This is a genomic window from Streptomyces sp. NPDC002499 (genome assembly GCF_053595415.1).
In genome coordinates this window covers 261,302-276,779 of sequence record NZ_JBSFXO010000018.1, presented here as the reverse complement: position 1 = coordinate 276,779, position 15,478 = coordinate 261,302, and the positions used below count along the sequence as shown (strand labels likewise).

Sequence of the window (15,478 nt, the reverse complement as noted above, 5' to 3'; positions counted from 1 at the left end):
GGCACGGTGGTGAACTCGTGCAGGACACCGTCGATCCGGATGCTGGTGACAGCCGCACCGGGGATCGAGGAGAGGAGCGTACGACGCAGGGAGTTGCCGAGGGTGTAGCCGAAGCCCGGCTCCAGCGGCTCGATCACGAACCGGGAGCGGAACTCGTCGACGACCTCTTCGGTCAACGAGGGACGCTGAGCGATCAGCATGAAGTGAATCCTTCAGTCATGGACACCCACTATTTGATGTCCTTGAGTACTGCAAGGGTACGGGCGGCACCGCACCGAGGTGCCGTACCGCCCGAAACCTGAGACAACCGTGCGTCAGACGCGGCGGCGCTTGGGCGGACGGCAGCCGTTGTGCGGGGTGGGGGTGACGTCCTGGATGGAGCCGACCTCAAGACCGGTCGCCTGAAGCGAACGGATGGCCGTCTCGCGACCCGAACCCGGGCCCTTCACGAAGACGTCGACCTTGCGCATGCCGTGCTCCTGCGCGCGACGGGCGGCCGACTCGGCGGCCATCTGCGCGGCGAAGGGGGTGGACTTGCGCGAGCCCTTGAAGCCGACGTGGCCGGCGGAGGCCCAGGAGATCACGTTGCCCGAGGGGTCCGTGATCGAGACGATGGTGTTGTTGAACGTGCTCTTGATGTGCGCGTGGCCGTGAGCGACGTTCTTCTTTTCCTTGCGGCGCACCTTCTTGGCAGCGCCCTGACGACCCTTGGGGGGCATCTATAACTCCTACGGGGAGGTGGTCGGTCCTACAGCGAAGACCGCTGATGAAGCGTTGTCCGCTGCGGACTACTTCTTGCCCGGCTTCTTCTTGCCGGCGATGGCGCGACGCGGGCCCTTGCGGGTACGGGCGTTCGTGCTGGTGCGCTGACCGCGGACGGGCAGGCCACGACGGTGGCGCAGACCCTGGTAGCAACCGATCTCGACCTTGCGGCGGATGTCGGCCTGGACCTCGCGACGGAGGTCACCCTCGGTCTTGATGTTGGCGTCGACGTACTCACGAATCGCGACGAGCTGCTCTTCCGAGAGGTCGCGAACGCGGGTGTTGGGGTCGATGCCGGTCTCGGCCAGCGTCAGCTGGGAAAGGGTCCGACCAATGCCGAACACGTAGGTGAGGGCGACCTCCACGCGCTTTTCGCGCGGGATGTCGACACCGGAAACGCGTGCCATTCAATGGCTCCTGGTGATCTTCGGAGGTCTTCCACAGAACCGGTTCCCGTCCGCCGGCCTCTTCTGTAGTGAAGAGTTGGTACGGAACAGGTCCCCAGCCTCCGAGCCGGGGGTGTCAAGCGCCTACTACGCCTGGGTCCTGCGTATGAACTTGCTTTGCTCGCGTCGCGCGAATCTCTGCGATATCGATGCAGAGGGAACGGTCAGTCGTGCGTCAGCCCTGGCGCTGCTTGTGGCGCGGGTTCTCGCAGATGACCATGACCCGACCGTGACGGCGGATCACCCTGCACTTGTCGCAGATCTTCTTGACGCTCGGCTTGACCTTCATGGGACTGAGGCTCTCCGAGTCAGAGGGATCTACTTGTAGCGGTAGACGATCCGGCCACGCGTCAGGTCGTACGGAGACAGCTCCACCACGACCCGGTCGTCAGGGAGGATGCGGATGTAGTGCATACGCATCTTGCCGCTGATGTGTGCCAGGACCTGGTGGCCGTTCTGGAGCTCGACCTTGAACATGGCGTTCGGAAGAGACTCGACGACAGTGCCCTCGATCTCGATGGCACCTTGCTTCTTGGCCACGCTTCGCCCTTCGAATCGACTACCTTGATCGACTCACGTGCTTCCCTCTTGAGGGTGCATGCGGACATGCGGCTGCACGAGAGCCGACGAGTCAGTCTACGTCAGGCCACTCGGAAAGACGAATCGAGGAAGGATGCCCCAGAGCGGAGATCATTAAGCACGGGCCCCTATATAGCGCCCTGAGGGACGCGCCCCAAAGGGGCGCGGGGAACTGCGCGACCAGCCCCACCGGGCCCGCGGACGACGAACTACGCGAGCGGATCCGGCGCAGCCGTGATCCCATGCTCGGCCAGCTTCGCCTTACCACCATCAGGAGCCGTCAACACAAGCGGCCCCTCCTCAGTCAACGCGACCGAGTGCTCCCAGTGCGAAGACCACGTCCCGTCCGTCGTGATGACCGTCCAGTCGTCGGCGAGCACCTCGGTCTTGGGCGTGCCGAGGGACACCATCGGCTCGATCGCCAGGCAGAACCCGGGGACCAGCTTGGGCCCCTTGCCGCGGCGCTTCTCGACATAGTTCAGCAGGTGCGGGTCCATGTGCATCTCGGTGCCGATGCCGTGCCCGCCGTAGTCCTCGACGATCCCGTACTTGCCGCCGCCCGGCTTCGGCTGCCGGCGGATGTACGTCTCGATGGCACGGGAGACGTCGACCAGCCGGTTGCCGAGCTTCATCGCGGCGATGCCGGCCCACATCGACTCCTCGGTGACCCGGGACAGCTCGATCAGCTCCGGGGAGTGCCCCGAGCCCACGAACGCCGTGTACGCCGCGTCGCCGTGCCAGCCGTCGATGATCGCGCCGCAGTCGATGGAGATGATGTCGCCGTCCTTGAGGACGACCTCGTCGGACGGGATGCCGTGCACGACGACCTCGTTCACGGACGTGCAGATCGTGGCCGGAAAGCCGCCGTAGCCAAGGAAGTTCGGCTTGGCGTCGTGCTCCGCGAGGACCTTGCGCGCGACCTGGTCCAGATCCCTGGTCGTGGCCCCGGGCACCGCCGCCTCGCGTGTGGCCGCGTGGATCGCGGCGACGACCAGGCCCGCCTCACGCATCTTGGCGATCTGCTCGGGGCTCTTGATCTGCACCATGGGGGGCCTGCGCTCTCCGTCACTCACGTCATTCGGATACGTACACAACACTACGGCCGCGACGCCCTGGGTGCCCCGGACAGAGTCTGGGGCAGGGCGTCACGGCCGGATCGGACTGCGACTACTTGTCGTCGTCCTCGCGCTTGAGGGCCTTCAGGGCCCGCTGCGTGACCTCGTCCACCGGACCCATCGCCTCGATCGTCACCACGAGGCCCTGGACCTTGTAGTAGTCGATGATCGGCTCGGTCTGGGTGTGGTAGACCTCGAGACGTGTGCGGACCGTCGCCTCGGAGTCGTCGTCCCGCTGGTACAGCTCGCCGCCGCAGACGTCACAGACGCCTTCCTTGGCCGGCTTCTTGTACGACACGTGGAAGACGTGCGCCGAGTCGTTGCGGCAGATGCGCCGACCGGCGATCCGCTTCACGACCTCTTCCTCCGGTGCTTCGAGATCCAGCACCGCGTCCAGCTTGATGCCCTCGGTGGTGAGGAGTTCGTCGAGCGCCTCGGCCTGCGAGACATTGCGCGGGAAACCGTCCAGGAGGAAGCCGTTCTCCGCGTCGGCCTGCTCCATACGGTCCTTGGCCATCGCGATGGTCACCTCGTCGGGTACGAGGTTGCCGGCGTCCATGTAGGACTTCGCGAGTTTCCCGAGCTCCGTCTGCTGGCTGATGTTGGCGCGGAACAGGTCACCCGTGGAGATGTGCGGGACGCGCAGCTTCTCGGCGAGCCGAGTGGCCTGCGTGCCCTTCCCGGCGCCCGGCGGCCCGACGAGGACGATTCGCATCAGCGGAGGAACCCTTCGTAATTGCGCTGCTGGAGCTGGCTCTCGATTTGCTTCACCGTCTCGAGACCGACACCCACGATGATGAGGATGCTTGTCCCACCGAACGGGAAGTTCTGGCTTGCCCCGAAGCCCACCAACGCCATCGTCGGCACAAGAGCGATCAGACCCAGATACAGCGAACCCGGCCAGGTGATCCGGTTGAGCACGTACGAGAGGTACTCAGCGGTCGGTCGGCCAGCCCGGATGCCCGGGATGAAGCCACCATACTTCTTCATGTTGTCGGCGACTTCTTCGGGGTTGAAGGAGATCGCGACGTAGAAGAAGGCGAAGAAAACGATCAGCAAGAAGTACATGCTGATGTAGATCGGGTGGTCGCCCTTGGTCAGGTTCTGCTCGATCCAGGTCTTCCAGCCGGAGGTGCTTCCCGAGAACTGCGCGATGAGCGCCGGGATGTAGAGCAGCGAGGACGCGAAGATGACCGGGATGACACCGGCCTGGTTGACCTTCAACGGGATGTAGGTCGACGTACCGCCGTAGGAACGGCGGCCGATCATGCGCTTCGCGTACTGCACCGGGATCCGGCGCTGGGCCTGCTCGACGAAGACGACCAGGCCGACCATGACCAGACCCACGGCGATGACGGTGCCGAACTCGATCCAGCCGCCCGCCAGCGTGCCCTGCTTCTTGATGGCCCACAGCGCCGACGGGAAGGTCGCCGCGATGGAGATGAACATGAGGATCGACATGCCGTTGCCGATGCCGCGGTCGGTGATGAGCTCGCCCAGCCACATGACGACGGCCGTACCGGCCGTCATGCAGATCACCATCGTGATGGTGGTGAAGATGGCCTGGTCGGGGACGATGCTCGACGCGACGGTGCAGCCGGAGAAGAGAGCGCCGCTGCGGGCGGTGGCCACCAGGCCGGTGCCCTGCAGGATGGCCAGCGCCACGGTCAGGTAACGCGTGTACTGCGTGATCTTCGCGGTGCCTGCCGAGCCCTCCTTCTTGAGGGCTTCGAGGCGCGGGATCACCACGGTCAGCAGCTGCAGGATGATGCTCGCGGTGATGTAGGGCATGATGCCCAGCGCGAAGATCGTGATCTGCAGCAGCGCGCCGCCGCTGAACATGTTGACCAGACCGAACAGGCCCTGGTTGCCGGAGGCCTCGTCCACACACTGCTGGACGGCCGTGTAGTTGACGCCGGGAATCGGAATGTGGGTACCGACCCGGTAGACCACGATGATGCCGAGCGTGAAGAGCAGTTTCTTGCGCAGGTCGGGCGTCCTGAACGCCCGGGCGAACGCGGTGAGCACGGTGCCTCCTGCGACCCCCGCGCAACTGCGTCAAGGGTGACGGTCTTGAGGTTCGACGAATAGGAAAAAGAACAGCGCAGGCCACCTTACCGGCGACACCGCTTCCCTAGGAACGACCAACCGGGGATACCCCGTTGTGAGGTATCCCCGGTCGGGATCGTTCAAGTCATCGAGACGCCTGTGGTGTTCAGACGAGCTCGGTGACGGTACCGCCGGCCGCGGTGATCTTCTCCTTGGCGGAACCGGAGACGGCATCCACCGTCACCTGCAACGCCACGGAGATCTCACCCTGGCCGAGGACCTTGACGAGGCTGTTCTTGCGAACAGCGCCCTTGGCCACGAGACCCTCGACGGTCACCTCGCCACCCTCGGGGTAGAGGGCGGAGAGCTTGTCGAGGTTCACGACCTGGTACTCGGTCTTGAACGGGTTCTTGAAGCCCTTCAGCTTCGGAAGACGCATGTGGAGGGGCATCTGGCCACCCTCGAAGCGCTCCGGAACCTGGTAACGGGCCTTCGTACCCTTGGTGCCACGACCGGCCGTCTTACCCTTCGACGCCTCACCACGACCCACACGGGTCTTGGCGGTCTTGGCGCCCGGGGCGGGACGGAGGTTGTGGATCTTGAGCGGGTTGTTCTCCGCCATGATCAGTCGACCTCCTCGACCGTCACGAGGTGGCGGACATGGCGAACCATGCCGCGGAACTCGGGGCGGTCCTCCTTGACGACCTGCGAGTTGATGCCCTTGAGACCAAGGGAGCGCAGGGTGTCACGGTGGTTCTGCTTGCTGCCGATGTACGACTTCGTCTGCGTGATCCGGAGCTGTGCCATTACGCAGCACCAGCCCCGGCACGCGCACGCAGCAGAGCCGCGGGCGCGACGTCCTCGAGGGGCAGACCACGGCGAGCCGCGATCTCCTCGGGACGCTGCAGACCCTTGAGGGCCGCCACGGTCGCGTGCACGATGTTGATCGCGTTCGACGAGCCGAGCGACTTCGACAGGATGTCGTGCACACCGGCGCACTCGAGCACGGCACGCACCGGGCCACCGGCGATGACGCCGGTACCGGGGGAGGCAGGCTTGAGCAGGACGACGCCCGCGGCCTTCTCGCCCGTGATCGGGTGCGGGATGGTGCCCTGGATACGGGGGACCTTGAAGAAGTGCTTCTTGGCCTCTTCAACACCCTTGGCGATCGCGGCCGGCACCTCCTTGGCCTTGCCGTAACCGACACCGACGGTGCCATCGCCATCGCCCACTACGACGAGCGCAGTGAAGCTGAAGCGACGACCACCCTTGACAACCTTGGCGACGCGGTTGATCGCGACGACGCGCTCAACGTACGCGGTCTTCTCGGCGGCAGCTGCGCCACCGTCACGGCCCTTCCGGTCCCGCCGCTCGCCGCCACCGGCACCGCCACCGCGGCGCTGGGGTCCAGCCATTGGAATTACCTCTCTCTATATCCGCTAGCTACGGCGGCTCAGAACTTGAGCCCGGCCTCGCGGGCGGCGTCCGCCAGAGCGGCGATGCGCCCGGCGTACTGGTTACCGCCACGGTCGAAGACGACAGCCTCGACACCGGCGGCCTTGGCACGCTCGGCGACCAGGGCGCCGACCTGCTTGGCCTGCGCGGACTTGTCACCCTCGCCGCCACGGACCGTGGTGTCCAGTGTGGACGCCGACGCCAGGGTGTGACCCTTGATGTCGTCGATCACCTGGGCCACGATGTGGCGGTTGGAGCGGGTAACGACCAGACGCGGACGCTCCGCCGTTCCGTTGATGTGCTTACGGATCCGGATGTGACGGCGCTTGATCGCGGCGCGCTTGTAGGCGTCGCCCTTAAGGATCTTCTGTCCGTATGCCATGGCTTACTTACCCGCCTTTCCGACCTTGCGGCGGATGACTTCGCCCTCGTACTTGACACCCTTGGCCTTGTACGGGTCGGGCTTGCGCAGCTTGCGGATGTTGGCCGCAACCTCGCCGACCTTCTGCTTGTCGATGCCCTCGACCGAGAAGTGCGTCGGGTTCTCGACCTTGAACGAGATGCCCTCGGGCGCCTCGACGGTGATCGAGTGGCTGTAGCCGAGCGCGAACTCGAGGTTCGAGCCCTTGGCCGCAACGCGGTAACCGACACCGCTGATCTCGAGCTTCTTCACGTAACCCTGGGTCACGCCGGTGATCATGTTCGCCACCAGCGTGCGGGACAGGCCGTGCAGGGCCTTGTTCTGACGCTCGTCGTTGGGGCGGGTGACGTTGAGCACGCCGTCCTCACCCTTGGCGATGTCGATCGGCGAGGCGACGGTGTGGGACAGGGTGCCCTTGGGGCCCTTGACCGACACCGTGCGGCCGTCGATGGTGACGTCCACGCCGGCGGGAACCGTGATGGGGAGCTTGCCAATACGCGACATAGCTTCTTCCGTTCCCTTCCGCTACCAGACGTAGGCGAGGACTTCCCCGCCTACGCCCTTCTTGCCGGCCTGCTTGTCGGTGAGGAGCCCGTGCGACGTGGAGATGATCGCCACGCCCAGGCCGCCCAGCACCTTCGGCAGGTTGGTGGACTTCGCGTACACCCGGAGACCGGGCTTGGAGATCCGCTTGATGCCCGCGATGGAGCGCTCACGGTTCGGGCCGAACTTCAGCTCGAGAACGAGGTTCTTGCCGACCTCGGCGTCCTCGACCTTCCAGCCCGTGATGAAGCCCTCCTGCTGGAGGATCTCCGCGATGTGAGACTTGATCTTGGACGCCGGCATCGTCACTGAGTCGTGGTACGCCGAGTTCGCGTTCCGCAGACGCGTAAGCATGTCTGCGATCGGATCAGTCATGGTCATGAAGTGGCCTTCGGCCTCTCTCGCCGGGGTTTCCTGGTGCGCCATCCCTCTCCCCGATCCGAGACGGGGCGGGTGCGGCACGGTGGACCTACGGCGTAGTAAGTCTTACGGGCGTCAGAGCGCCCAACCCTCCTAGCCTAAGCCATGGAGGGGTGGGCTCCTGACCAAACCCTTTGCTTACCGAGAGACTCCGGAATCCCTGAAGGGATTACCAGGAGCTCTTGGTCACGCCCGGCAGCTCGCCACGGTGAGCCATCTCACGAAGGCAGACGCGGCACAGGCCGAACTTGCGGTACACGGAGTGCGGACGGCCGCAGCGCTGGCAGCGCGTGTAGCCACGTACTCCGAACTTGGGCTTACGAGCAGCCTTGGCAATCAGAGCCTTCTTCGCCATCTCGCTTACGCCTCCTTGAAGGGGAAGCCGAGGTGACGGAGAAGGGCACGGCCTTCGGCGTCGTTGGTCGCCGTGGTGACCACGGTGATGTCCATACCCCGGACGCGGTCGATCTTGTCCTGGTCGATCTCGTGGAACATGACCTGCTCGGTGAGACCGAAGGTGTAGTTGCCACGGCCGTCGAACTGCTTGGGAGACAGACCACGGAAGTCGCGGATGCGCGGCAGCGCGAGCGACAGGGTGCGGTCCAGGAACTCCCACATGCGGTCGCCACGAAGAGTGACGTGGGCACCGATCGGCTGACCCTCGCGCAGCTTGAACTGTGCGATGGACTTGCGGGCCTTGGTGATGGCCGGCTTCTGACCGGTGATGGTGGTCAGGTCACGGACGGCACCGTCCATGAGCTTGGAGTCACGGGCGGCGTCGCCGACACCCATGTTGACCACGATCTTGACGAGGCCGGGGATCTGCATGACGTTCTCGTACTTGAACTCGTCACGCAGCTTGCCCGCGATCTCCTCGCGGTACTTCGTCTTGAGACGCGGAGTCGTGGTGGTAGCCATCAGATGTCCTCACCCGTCCGCTTGGCAACGCGGATCTTGTTGCCCTCGTCGTCGAAGCGGTAACCGACACGCGTGACGACCTTGTTGCCGTCCTTCTCAACGACCAGCTGGACGTTGGAGACGTGGACGGGCGCCTCGGTCGTGACGATGCCGCCGGCCTGCGAACCGCGAGCGGTCGGGCCGGCCTTGGTGTGCTTCTTGACCCGGTTGACACCCTCGACCAGGACGCGGTCCTCGCGGGGGAAGGCCGCGATGACCTTGCCCTGCTTGCCCTTGTCCTTGCCGGTGATGACCTGAACCAGGTCGCCCTTCTTGATCTTCATGCTTACAGCACCTCCGGAGCCAGCGAGATGATCTTCATGAACTTCTTCTCGCGCAGCTCGCGCCCGACCGGGCCGAAGATGCGGGTACCACGAGGGTCGCCGTCGTTCTTCAGAATGACGGCGGCGTTCTCGTCGAAGCGGATGTACGAGCCGTCCGGACGGCGGCGCTCCTTGACGGTGCGAACGATGACCGCCTTGACGACGTCACCCTTCTTCACGTTGCCACCGGGGATCGCGTCCTTGACGGTGGCGACGATGACGTCACCGATGCCCGCGTAGCGGCGACCGGAGCCACCGAGCACACGGATGCAAAGGATTTCCTTCGCACCAGTGTTGTCGGCGACGCGCAGTCGCGACTCCTGCTGGATCACGTCTATCTCCTGTTTGTCTGCCGGTTCCCGGGGCGGGTGCGCAACTTACCCACCCGCCCCGAGCCTGGCGGAACTGTCCTGCGGGGATGCCCGCAGGAGATTTACTTGGCCTTTTCGAGGATCTCGACGATGCGCCAGCGCTTCGTCGAGGACAGCGGCCGGGTCTCCGCGAGGAGGACACGGTCGCCGACGCCTGCGGCGTTCTGCTCGTCGTGGGCCTTGAGCTTGTTCGTACGGCGGATGACCTTGCCGTACAGCGCGTGCTTCACACGGTCCTCGACGGCGACGACGACGGTCTTGTCCATCTTGTCGCTGACGACGAGACCCTCACGGGTCTTGCGGAAGCCGCGGGCCTCAGCGGTCTCGGTCACGTTGTTCTCACTCATCAGGCGCTCTCCACCGTCTCGATGCCCAGCTCGCGCTCACGCATCAGGGTGTAGATCCGCGCGATGTCCTTGCGGACGGCCTTGAGCCGACCGTGGTTCTCGAGCTGACCCGTCGCCGCCTGGAAGCGGAGGTTGAACAGCTCTTCCTTGGCTTCGCGGAGCTTCGCCAGAAGCTCCTCGTCACCCAGTTCGCGCAGCTCGGACGCCTTGGTACCGGCCGACATCACGCTTCACCTGCCTCGCGCTTGACGATCCGGCACTTCATCGGCAGCTTGTGGGCTGCGCGAGTCAGGGCCTCACGGGCGATCTTCTCGTTGGGGTAGGACAGCTCGAACATGACCCGGCCCGGGTGCACGTTCGCGATCCACCACTCGGGAGAACCCTTACCGGAACCCATGCGGGTCTCGGCAGGCTTCTTCGTGAGCGGGCGGTCCGGGTAGATGTTGATCCAGACCTTGCCGCCACGCTTGATGTGGCGGGTCATCGCGATACGGGCCGCCTCGATCTGGCGGTTGGTCACGTACGCCGGAGTGAGGGCCTGGATGCCGTACTCGCCGAACGCAACCGTCGTACCGCCCTTGGCCTCGCCGCGGCGCTTGGGGTGGTGCTGCTTGCGGTGCTTGACCCTACGGGGGATCAGCATGTCGGTCAGGCCTCCGTTCCGGTGCTCTCAGCCGGAGCGGCGGCAGCGGGAGCCTCGGCCTTGGGGGCCTCGGCGCCGGCAGCCTGCTGCGGCTTGCGACCGCGCCGCTCGCCACCGCCACGGCCACCACGGGCCGGACGGTCGGAGCCGCCGCCACCGCGAGCCGGGCGGTTACCCGCACGGGCGGCAGCGTTCTCAGCGCGGACCTCGGCGATGTTCTTGACATCGCCCTTGTAGATCCAGACCTTCACGCCGATGCGGCCGAAGGTCGTCTTGGCCTCGAAGAAGCCGTAGTCCACGTTCGCGCGGAGCGTGTGCAGGGGCACGCGGCCCTCGCGGTAGAACTCCGAGCGGGACATCTCGGCGCCGCCGAGGCGACCGCCGCACTGGATCTTGATGCCCTTGGCGCCGGCCTTCATCGCCGACTGCATGCTCTTACGCATGGCGCGGCGGAAGGAGACGCGGGAGGAGAGCTGCTCGGCGACGGCCTGCGCGACCAGCTGGGCATCCGTCTCGGGGTTCTTGACCTCGAGGATGTTCAGCTGGACCTGCTTGCCCGTGAGCTTCTCGAGGTCACCGCGGATGCGGTCGGCCTCGGCGCCACGGCGGCCGATGACGATGCCCGGACGCGCGGTGTGGATGTCCACACGCACACGGTCACGGGTGCGCTCGATCTCCACCTTCGAGATGCCGGCGCGCTCCATGCCGGACGTCATCATCCGACGGATGGCGACGTCTTCCTTGACGTAGTCCTTGTACAGCTTGTCGGCGTACCACCGGGACTTGAAGTCCGTGGTGATGCCGAGCCGGAACCCGTGCGGGTTAACCTTCTGGCCCATTACCGGGTTCCTTCCTTGCTGCTGACGACCACGGTGATGTGGCTGGTCCGCTTGCGGATCCGGTAGGCACGACCCTGGGCGCGCGGACGGAACCGCTTCAGGGTCGGACCCTCGTCGACGTAGGCCTCGGAGATGAAGAGGCTGTCGGCGTCGGTGTGGTCGTAGTTGTGCGCGGCGTTGGCAATGGCGCTGTCCAGCACCTTGCCGACCGGCACGCTCGCGGCCTGCGGGGCGAAACGCAGGACCGCCTGAGCCTCCGTGGCATCCATGCCACGGATGAGGTCCACCACGCGGCGGGCCTTCATGGGCGTGACGCGGATGTACCGCGCCTGGGCCCTGGCTTCCATGGTTGTCCCTTCAGTGTTTGTCATGGTCGGTCACCCCGCGCTAGCGGCGCTTCGACTTCCGGTCGTCCTTGACGTGACCCCGGAAGGTGCGCGTCGGCGAGAACTCGCCGAGCTTGTGGCCGACCATCGACTCGGTGACAAACACCGGGATGTGGGTCTTGCCGTTGTGCACCGCGATCGTGTGGCCCAGCATCGCCGGGACGATCATCGAGCGGCGGGACCAGGTCTTGATGACGTTCTTGGAACCGGCTTCGTTCTGAGCATCCACCTTCTTGGCGAGGTGCTCGTCGACGAAGGGCCCCTTCTTGAGACTGCGCGGCATCTAAACCCGCTCCTAGCGCTTCTTGTTCGTCTTGCGGCGGCGGACGATGTACTTGTTCGAAGCCTTCTTCGGCGAACGAGTACGACCCTCCTTCTGACCCCAGGGGCTGACCGGGTGGCGACCACCGGAGGTCTTGCCCTCACCACCACCGTGGGGGTGGTCAACCGGGTTCATCGCCACACCGCGAACGGTCGGGCGGACGCCCAGCCAGCGCTTGCGGCCGGCCTTGCCCCAGTTGATGTTGCTCTGCTCGGCGTTGCCGACCTCGCCGACCGTGGCGCGGCAGCGCTGGTCGACCAGACGGATCTCACCGGACGGCATGCGGAGGTGGGCCATCGAGCCCTCCTTCGCGAGCAGCTGCACGGAGGCACCGGCGGAACGGGCGAACTTGGCGCCACCGCCCGGACGAAGCTCCACGGAGTGGATCGTCGTACCGACCGGGATGTTGCGCAGCGCCAGGTTGTTGCCCGGCTTGATGTCGGCCCCGGGACCGTTCTCGACGCGGTCGCCCTGCTGCAGGTTGCGCGGGGCGAGGATGTAGCGCTTCTCGCCGTCCGCGTAGTGCAGCAGCGCGATGCGCGCGGTGCGGTTGGGGTCGTACTCGATGTGCGCGACCTTCGCCGGCACGCCGTCCTTGTCATGGCGACGGAAGTCGATGACACGGTAGGCGCGCTTGTGTCCGCCACCCTGGTGGCGAACGGTCACACGACCGGCGTTGTTACGGCCGCCCTTGCTGTGCAGCGGGCGGACCAGCGACTTCTCCGGCGTGGACCGCGTGACCTCGACGAAGTCGGCGACGCTGGAGCCACGACGGCCCGGCGTAGTCGGCTTGTACTTGCGGATTCCCATTTTTCAGTCCTCGTCCGATATCGGACGATCCGACCCGCTTACGCGGACGGACCGCCGAAGATGTCGATACGGTCGCCCTCAGCGAGGGTCACGATCGCTCGCTTGCTGCCCGCGCGCTGACCGAAGCCGGTCTTGGTGCGCTTGCGCTTGCCGATGCGGTTGATCGTGTTGACCCCGGTGACCTTGACCGAGAAGACCGCCTGGACGGCCTGCTTGATCTGGGTCTTGTTGGCGTTCGGGTCGACGATGAACGTGTACTTGTTCTCGTCCAGGAGCGCGTAGCTCTTCTCCGACACGACCGGCTTCAGCAGCACGTCACGGGGGTCCGTGTACGACTTGCTGAGCGGCGTGACGACGGTGTTCTTGCCCTCGGTCGCGTGGCGCTTCGCCTTGGCGACGCGCGCGGCCTTGGCGGCCTTGGCCGCCTTGGGGGCAATGCTCGGGTGACGCGTAGCCATCAGGCTTCGCTCCCTTCGGTGTCGGTGGCCTGCGGGCCGGACACGAAGGACTCGAAAGCGGCCTGGGTGAAGACCACGTCGTCGGAGACGATCACGTCGTACGTGTTCAGCTGGCCCGGCTCCAGGATGTGCACCTGGGGCAGGTTGCGGGCGGACAGCCACGCGGCCTCGTCGGCGCGCTCGACGACCAGGAGCAGGTTCTTGCGCTCCGAGATCTTGCCGAACAGCGTCCGAGCGGCCTTCGTGGACGGGTTGTCGCCCTCGATCACGCCGGAGACGACGTGGATGCGGTCATGGCGGGCCCGGTCGGTGAGGGCGTGGCGCAGGGCCGCGGCCTTCATCTTCTTCGGGGTCCGCTGCGAGTAGTCACGCGGCTGCGGGCCGTGGACGACGCCACCGCCGGCGAACTGCGGCGCACGGGTCGAGCCCTGACGGGCGCGGCCGGTGCCCTTCTGGCGGTACGGCTTCTTGCCGCCACCACGGACTTCGCCGCGACGCTTGGTCTTGTGCGTGCCCTGGCGGGCAGCGGCGTTCTGCGCGACGACGACCTGGTGGATCAGCGGGATGCTGATCTTCTCCACGCCGAAGATCTCCGCGGGGAGCTCGACGGAGCCGGTCTTCTCGCCTGCAGGCGAAAGGATGTCAACAGTGCTCATCGGTACCTCAGGCCCCCTTGGCCGCAGTGCGGACCAGGACGAGGCCGCCGTTCGGACCAGGAACCGCGCCCTTGATGAGGAGCAGGCCCTTCTCCGCGTCAACGGCGTGGACGGTCAGGTTCTGGGTGGTGACCCGCTCGTTGCCCATACGACCCGCCATGCGGAGGCCCTTGAACACACGGCCCGGGGTGGCACAGCCACCGATGGAGCCGGGAGAGCGGTGCTTGCGCTGGGTGCCGTGTCCGGCGCCGAGGCCCTTGAAGTTGTGACGCTTCATGACACCGGCGAAGCCCTTGCCCTTGCTCTTGCCGGTCACGTCGACCTTCACGCCGGCCTCGAACACCTCAGCGGTGATCTCCTGGCCGAGCGTGTACTCGGAGGCGGCCGCGGTGCGGATCTCGACGAGGTGGCGACGCGGGGTGACATCGGCCTTGGCGAAGTGGCCCTTGAGGGGCTTGTTCACCTTGCGCGGGTCGATCTCGCCGAAGGCGATCTGGACCGACTCGTAGCCGTCACTGTCGTTCGTACGGACCTGGGTCACGACGTTGGGGCCGGCCTTGACGACGGTGACGGGAACAACACGGTTGTTCTCGTCCCACACCTGCGTCATGCCGAGCTTCTCGCCCAGGATGCCCTTGATCTGCTTTGCCATCTTCAGCTCACCGACCCCTAGAGCTTGATCTCGATGTCGACACCGGCCGGGAGGTCGAGTCGCATCAGAGAGTCAACGGTCTTGGGGGTGGGGTCGAGGATGTCGATGAGGCGCTTGTGCGTGCGCATCTCGAAGTGCTCGCGAGAGTCCTTGTACTTGTGCGGCGACTTGATGACGCAGTACACGTTCTTCTCAGTGGGCAGCGGCACCGGGCCCGCGACCGACGCACCAGTGCGGGTCACCGTCTCGACGATCTTCTTCGCCGAGGAGTCGATGACCTCGTGGTCGTAGGCCTTGAGCCGGATGCGGATCTTCTGTCCCGCCATGGCTACTCAGTAGTCCTGTCTCTTTTACAGCTCTGGAACCCGGTGCTCCATTGACTTCCTCCGACCCACGCGGTCGGGTGTGTCGCACTCTCACCGACACAGATGTCCCTTGTCCGAACATCCCTTGCCTGAGAAAGAGGTTCACCGGGCGCCTGGCCGGCGCTGCACCGCACTTCCCGAAAGATTCCCGTACGTCCGCCCCAGCGCTGCCTTACGGCAGTTAGGGCGACGAGTACTGTGGGACTCGCTTCCGGTCCTCCCGGCGGGAGGCGCGCAGCATCAACACTCGACCGAGCAACTCCGACAGTCTGCCATATGGCGCAGGGCCCTGGCCAATCGGGCCGGAGAGAATACCCCGGGAGTGACGCAGGTCAAACACAGGTACCACCCGCGTGGCGTCCCGGCCTGCACGTCCGCCGGAATCCCGGCGTGACGCAGCGCATAACCCTGGCCCAGGCCGCGACAGAGCTCGACACCCGCAGACCCCTCTGGTCGGCAGCCGGCCACGAAGTCTCCCCCACCCTGTGGACGGACGACGGAGAGCACCTGGCCGTACGCCTCACCTCGCCCGCCTGGCGGGTCGACGGCTGCTGAGGGA

The 15,478-nt window shown here is 65.7% G+C and carries 29 protein-coding genes and 1 pseudogene; 1 reads left to right on the top strand and 29 read right to left on the bottom strand.

Going from position 1 to position 15,478, the window contains the following annotated elements; all coding sequences use genetic code 11:
- The 29 genes and pseudogenes from ACWD5F_RS43020 to rpsJ all read right to left on the bottom strand — a co-directional run.
- Nucleotides 1-200 (bottom strand): annotated as a pseudogene (locus tag ACWD5F_RS43020) (DNA-directed RNA polymerase subunit alpha); the annotation flags it as partial.
- Between the two features lie 114 nt (nt 201-314).
- On the bottom strand, nt 315-719 hold the full coding sequence (gene rpsK, locus ACWD5F_RS43015; protein WP_003956432.1) for a 30S ribosomal protein S11: 405 nt from the start codon (nt 717-719) through the stop codon (nt 315-317).
- A gap of 69 nt (nt 720-788) precedes the next feature.
- Nucleotides 789-1,169 (bottom strand): 30S ribosomal protein S13, encoded by a 381-nt coding sequence (gene rpsM / locus ACWD5F_RS43010; protein WP_280878449.1) that lies wholly within the window; start codon nt 1,167-1,169, stop codon nt 789-791.
- Nucleotides 1,170-1,383: 214 nt separating this feature from the next.
- A complete protein-coding gene (rpmJ, locus tag ACWD5F_RS43005; protein WP_003998809.1) occupies nt 1,384-1,497 on the bottom strand; it encodes a 50S ribosomal protein L36 in 114 nt (37 codons plus the stop codon).
- A 29-nt stretch (nt 1,498-1,526) separates the two neighbouring features.
- Nucleotides 1,527-1,748 carry a translation initiation factor IF-1 gene (infA, locus tag ACWD5F_RS43000; protein ID WP_003948620.1) on the bottom strand — a complete coding sequence of 74 codons (222 nt, stop codon included), beginning with the start codon at nt 1,746-1,748 and terminating at the stop codon, nt 1,527-1,529.
- A gap of 248 nt (nt 1,749-1,996) precedes the next feature.
- Nucleotides 1,997-2,833: a type I methionyl aminopeptidase gene (map, locus tag ACWD5F_RS42995; protein WP_123998301.1), complete on the bottom strand. Its 837-nt coding sequence runs from the start codon at nt 2,831-2,833 to the stop codon at nt 1,997-1,999.
- A 121-nt stretch (nt 2,834-2,954) separates the two neighbouring features.
- Nucleotides 2,955-3,617 carry an adenylate kinase gene (locus ACWD5F_RS42990; protein WP_123998302.1) on the bottom strand — a complete coding sequence of 221 codons (663 nt, stop codon included), beginning with the start codon at nt 3,615-3,617 and terminating at the stop codon, nt 2,955-2,957.
- Complete coding sequence (secY, locus tag ACWD5F_RS42985; protein ID WP_401714012.1) at nt 3,617-4,930, bottom strand: preprotein translocase subunit SecY; 1,314 nt, start codon at nt 4,928-4,930, stop codon at nt 3,617-3,619. The genes ACWD5F_RS42990 and secY overlap by 1 nt, the downstream gene beginning before the upstream one ends.
- A gap of 187 nt (nt 4,931-5,117) precedes the next feature.
- Nucleotides 5,118-5,573: a 50S ribosomal protein L15 gene (rplO, locus tag ACWD5F_RS42980; protein WP_123998304.1), complete on the bottom strand. Its 456-nt coding sequence runs from the start codon at nt 5,571-5,573 to the stop codon at nt 5,118-5,120.
- A 2-nt stretch (nt 5,574-5,575) separates the two neighbouring features.
- Nucleotides 5,576-5,758, bottom strand: a complete 183-nt coding sequence (rpmD, locus tag ACWD5F_RS42975; RefSeq protein WP_280878454.1) for a 50S ribosomal protein L30 — start codon at nt 5,756-5,758, stop codon at nt 5,576-5,578.
- Nucleotides 5,758-6,366, bottom strand: coding sequence for a 30S ribosomal protein S5 (gene rpsE, locus ACWD5F_RS42970; protein ID WP_007384078.1), 609 nt, complete (start codon nt 6,364-6,366; stop codon nt 5,758-5,760). The genes rpmD and rpsE overlap by 1 nt, the downstream gene beginning before the upstream one ends.
- 38 nt (nt 6,367-6,404) lie before the next feature.
- A complete protein-coding gene (gene rplR, locus ACWD5F_RS42965) occupies nt 6,405-6,788 on the bottom strand; it encodes a 50S ribosomal protein L18 (protein ID WP_123998306.1) in 384 nt (127 codons plus the stop codon).
- Nucleotides 6,789-6,791: 3 nt separating this feature from the next.
- Nucleotides 6,792-7,331: a 50S ribosomal protein L6 gene (rplF, locus tag ACWD5F_RS42960; protein WP_451261593.1), complete on the bottom strand. Its 540-nt coding sequence runs from the start codon at nt 7,329-7,331 to the stop codon at nt 6,792-6,794.
- 21 nt (nt 7,332-7,352) lie between these two features.
- On the bottom strand, nt 7,353-7,751 hold the full coding sequence (gene rpsH / locus ACWD5F_RS42955; RefSeq protein ID WP_007384075.1) for a 30S ribosomal protein S8: 399 nt from the start codon (nt 7,749-7,751) through the stop codon (nt 7,353-7,355).
- Nucleotides 7,752-7,959: 208 nt separating this feature from the next.
- Nucleotides 7,960-8,145, bottom strand: coding sequence for a type Z 30S ribosomal protein S14 (locus tag ACWD5F_RS42950; protein ID WP_003948630.1), 186 nt, complete (start codon nt 8,143-8,145; stop codon nt 7,960-7,962).
- A 5-nt stretch (nt 8,146-8,150) separates the two neighbouring features.
- Nucleotides 8,151-8,708, bottom strand: coding sequence for a 50S ribosomal protein L5 (rplE, locus tag ACWD5F_RS42945; RefSeq protein ID WP_053753925.1), 558 nt, complete (start codon nt 8,706-8,708; stop codon nt 8,151-8,153).
- Entirely contained in the window at nt 8,708-9,031 is a 324-nt protein-coding gene (gene rplX, locus ACWD5F_RS42940) for a 50S ribosomal protein L24 (protein ID WP_052839850.1), read from the bottom strand. The genes rplE and rplX overlap by 1 nt, the downstream gene beginning before the upstream one ends.
- A gap of 2 nt (nt 9,032-9,033) precedes the next feature.
- Nucleotides 9,034-9,402 carry a 50S ribosomal protein L14 gene (gene rplN / locus ACWD5F_RS42935; protein WP_003998823.1) on the bottom strand — a complete coding sequence of 123 codons (369 nt, stop codon included), beginning with the start codon at nt 9,400-9,402 and terminating at the stop codon, nt 9,034-9,036.
- Nucleotides 9,403-9,503: 101 nt separating this feature from the next.
- Nucleotides 9,504-9,788, bottom strand: coding sequence for a 30S ribosomal protein S17 (gene rpsQ, locus ACWD5F_RS42930; protein WP_280878456.1), 285 nt, complete (start codon nt 9,786-9,788; stop codon nt 9,504-9,506).
- Nucleotides 9,788-10,012: a 50S ribosomal protein L29 gene (gene rpmC, locus ACWD5F_RS42925; protein WP_003998824.1), complete on the bottom strand. Its 225-nt coding sequence runs from the start codon at nt 10,010-10,012 to the stop codon at nt 9,788-9,790. The genes rpsQ and rpmC overlap by 1 nt, the downstream gene beginning before the upstream one ends.
- Nucleotides 10,012-10,431, bottom strand: coding sequence for a 50S ribosomal protein L16 (rplP, locus tag ACWD5F_RS42920; protein WP_030788270.1), 420 nt, complete (start codon nt 10,429-10,431; stop codon nt 10,012-10,014). Before rplP ends, rpmC begins: the two co-directional genes overlap by 1 nt.
- A gap of 5 nt (nt 10,432-10,436) precedes the next feature.
- Nucleotides 10,437-11,270, bottom strand: coding sequence for a 30S ribosomal protein S3 (gene rpsC, locus ACWD5F_RS42915; protein WP_401714019.1), 834 nt, complete (start codon nt 11,268-11,270; stop codon nt 10,437-10,439).
- Complete coding sequence (gene rplV, locus ACWD5F_RS42910) at nt 11,270-11,617, bottom strand: 50S ribosomal protein L22 (RefSeq protein WP_003974262.1); 348 nt, start codon at nt 11,615-11,617, stop codon at nt 11,270-11,272. Before rplV ends, rpsC begins: the two co-directional genes overlap by 1 nt.
- Before the next feature lie 40 nt (nt 11,618-11,657).
- Nucleotides 11,658-11,939 carry a 30S ribosomal protein S19 gene (rpsS, locus tag ACWD5F_RS42905; protein WP_030930516.1) on the bottom strand — a complete coding sequence of 94 codons (282 nt, stop codon included), beginning with the start codon at nt 11,937-11,939 and terminating at the stop codon, nt 11,658-11,660.
- 12 nt (nt 11,940-11,951) lie between these two features.
- Nucleotides 11,952-12,788, bottom strand: coding sequence for a 50S ribosomal protein L2 (gene rplB, locus ACWD5F_RS42900; RefSeq protein ID WP_123998311.1), 837 nt, complete (start codon nt 12,786-12,788; stop codon nt 11,952-11,954).
- A 38-nt stretch (nt 12,789-12,826) separates the two neighbouring features.
- Complete coding sequence (gene rplW / locus ACWD5F_RS42895) at nt 12,827-13,246, bottom strand: 50S ribosomal protein L23 (RefSeq protein WP_401714021.1); 420 nt, start codon at nt 13,244-13,246, stop codon at nt 12,827-12,829.
- Entirely contained in the window at nt 13,246-13,902 is a 657-nt protein-coding gene (gene rplD, locus ACWD5F_RS42890) for a 50S ribosomal protein L4 (protein ID WP_401714023.1), read from the bottom strand. Before rplD ends, rplW begins: the two co-directional genes overlap by 1 nt.
- Nucleotides 13,903-13,909: 7 nt before the next feature.
- Entirely contained in the window at nt 13,910-14,554 is a 645-nt protein-coding gene (rplC, locus tag ACWD5F_RS42885; protein WP_123998314.1) for a 50S ribosomal protein L3, read from the bottom strand.
- Nucleotides 14,555-14,571: 17 nt separating this feature from the next.
- On the bottom strand, nt 14,572-14,880 hold the full coding sequence (rpsJ, locus tag ACWD5F_RS42880) for a 30S ribosomal protein S10 (protein WP_003948644.1): 309 nt from the start codon (nt 14,878-14,880) through the stop codon (nt 14,572-14,574).
- A gap of 429 nt (nt 14,881-15,309) precedes the next feature.
- Here rpsJ and ACWD5F_RS42875 point away from each other — a divergent pair, with 429 nt between their 5' ends.
- Nucleotides 15,310-15,474: a hypothetical protein gene (locus tag ACWD5F_RS42875; RefSeq protein ID WP_451261592.1), complete on the top strand. Its 165-nt coding sequence runs from the start codon at nt 15,310-15,312 to the stop codon at nt 15,472-15,474.
- Nucleotides 15,475-15,478 lie beyond the last annotated feature (4 nt).

Bases quoted from the DNA above. Each gene is read 5' to 3' on its own strand.
- rpsC (WP_401714019.1), bottom strand. From the start codon at position 11,270: ATGGGCCAGAAGGTTAACCCGCACGGGTTCCGGCTCGGCATCACCACG.
- rpsH (WP_007384075.1), bottom strand. From the start codon at position 7,751: ATGACCATGACTGATCCGATCGCAGACATGCTTACGCGTCTGCGGAAC.
- ACWD5F_RS42990 (WP_123998302.1), bottom strand. From the start codon at position 3,617: ATGCGAATCGTCCTCGTCGGGCCGCCGGGCGCCGGGAAGGGCACGCAG.
- rplD (WP_401714023.1), bottom strand. From the start codon at position 13,902: ATGAGCACTGTTGACATCCTTTCGCCTGCAGGCGAGAAGACCGGCTCC.
- rplR (WP_123998306.1), bottom strand. From the start codon at position 6,788: ATGGCATACGGACAGAAGATCCTTAAGGGCGACGCCTACAAGCGCGCC.
- rpmJ (WP_003998809.1), bottom strand. From the start codon at position 1,497: ATGAAGGTCAAGCCGAGCGTCAAGAAGATCTGCGACAAGTGCAGGGTG.
- rplW (WP_401714021.1), bottom strand. From the start codon at position 13,246: ATGGCTACGCGTCACCCGAGCATTGCCCCCAAGGCGGCCAAGGCCGCC.
- rplB (WP_123998311.1), bottom strand. From the start codon at position 12,788: ATGGGAATCCGCAAGTACAAGCCGACTACGCCGGGCCGTCGTGGCTCC.
- rpsM (WP_280878449.1), bottom strand. From the start codon at position 1,169: ATGGCACGCGTTTCCGGTGTCGACATCCCGCGCGAAAAGCGCGTGGAG.
- rpsE (WP_007384078.1), bottom strand. From the start codon at position 6,366: ATGGCTGGACCCCAGCGCCGCGGTGGCGGTGCCGGTGGCGGCGAGCGG.
- rpsK (WP_003956432.1), bottom strand. From the start codon at position 719: ATGCCCCCCAAGGGTCGTCAGGGCGCTGCCAAGAAGGTGCGCCGCAAG.
- rpsJ (WP_003948644.1), bottom strand. From the start codon at position 14,880: ATGGCGGGACAGAAGATCCGCATCCGGCTCAAGGCCTACGACCACGAG.
- rplP (WP_030788270.1), bottom strand. From the start codon at position 10,431: ATGCTGATCCCCCGTAGGGTCAAGCACCGCAAGCAGCACCACCCCAAG.
- rplF (WP_451261593.1), bottom strand. From the start codon at position 7,331: ATGTCGCGTATTGGCAAGCTCCCCATCACGGTTCCCGCCGGCGTGGAC.
- rplE (WP_053753925.1), bottom strand. From the start codon at position 8,708: ATGGCTACCACCACGACTCCGCGTCTCAAGACGAAGTACCGCGAGGAG.
- ACWD5F_RS42950 (WP_003948630.1), bottom strand. From the start codon at position 8,145: ATGGCGAAGAAGGCTCTGATTGCCAAGGCTGCTCGTAAGCCCAAGTTC.
- rpmC (WP_003998824.1), bottom strand. From the start codon at position 10,012: ATGTCGGCCGGTACCAAGGCGTCCGAGCTGCGCGAACTGGGTGACGAG.
- map (WP_123998301.1), bottom strand. From the start codon at position 2,833: ATGGTGCAGATCAAGAGCCCCGAGCAGATCGCCAAGATGCGTGAGGCG.
- rplV (WP_003974262.1), bottom strand. From the start codon at position 11,617: ATGGAAGCCAGGGCCCAGGCGCGGTACATCCGCGTCACGCCCATGAAG.
- rplC (WP_123998314.1), bottom strand. From the start codon at position 14,554: ATGGCAAAGCAGATCAAGGGCATCCTGGGCGAGAAGCTCGGCATGACG.
- rplO (WP_123998304.1), bottom strand. From the start codon at position 5,573: ATGGCGGAGAACAACCCGCTCAAGATCCACAACCTCCGTCCCGCCCCG.
- rpsQ (WP_280878456.1), bottom strand. From the start codon at position 9,788: ATGAGTGAGAACAACGTGACCGAGACCGCTGAGGCCCGCGGCTTCCGC.
- rpmD (WP_280878454.1), bottom strand. From the start codon at position 5,758: ATGGCACAGCTCCGGATCACGCAGACGAAGTCGTACATCGGCAGCAAG.
- rplX (WP_052839850.1), bottom strand. From the start codon at position 9,031: ATGAAGATCAAGAAGGGCGACCTGGTTCAGGTCATCACCGGCAAGGAC.
- rpsS (WP_030930516.1), bottom strand. From the start codon at position 11,939: ATGCCGCGCAGTCTCAAGAAGGGGCCCTTCGTCGACGAGCACCTCGCC.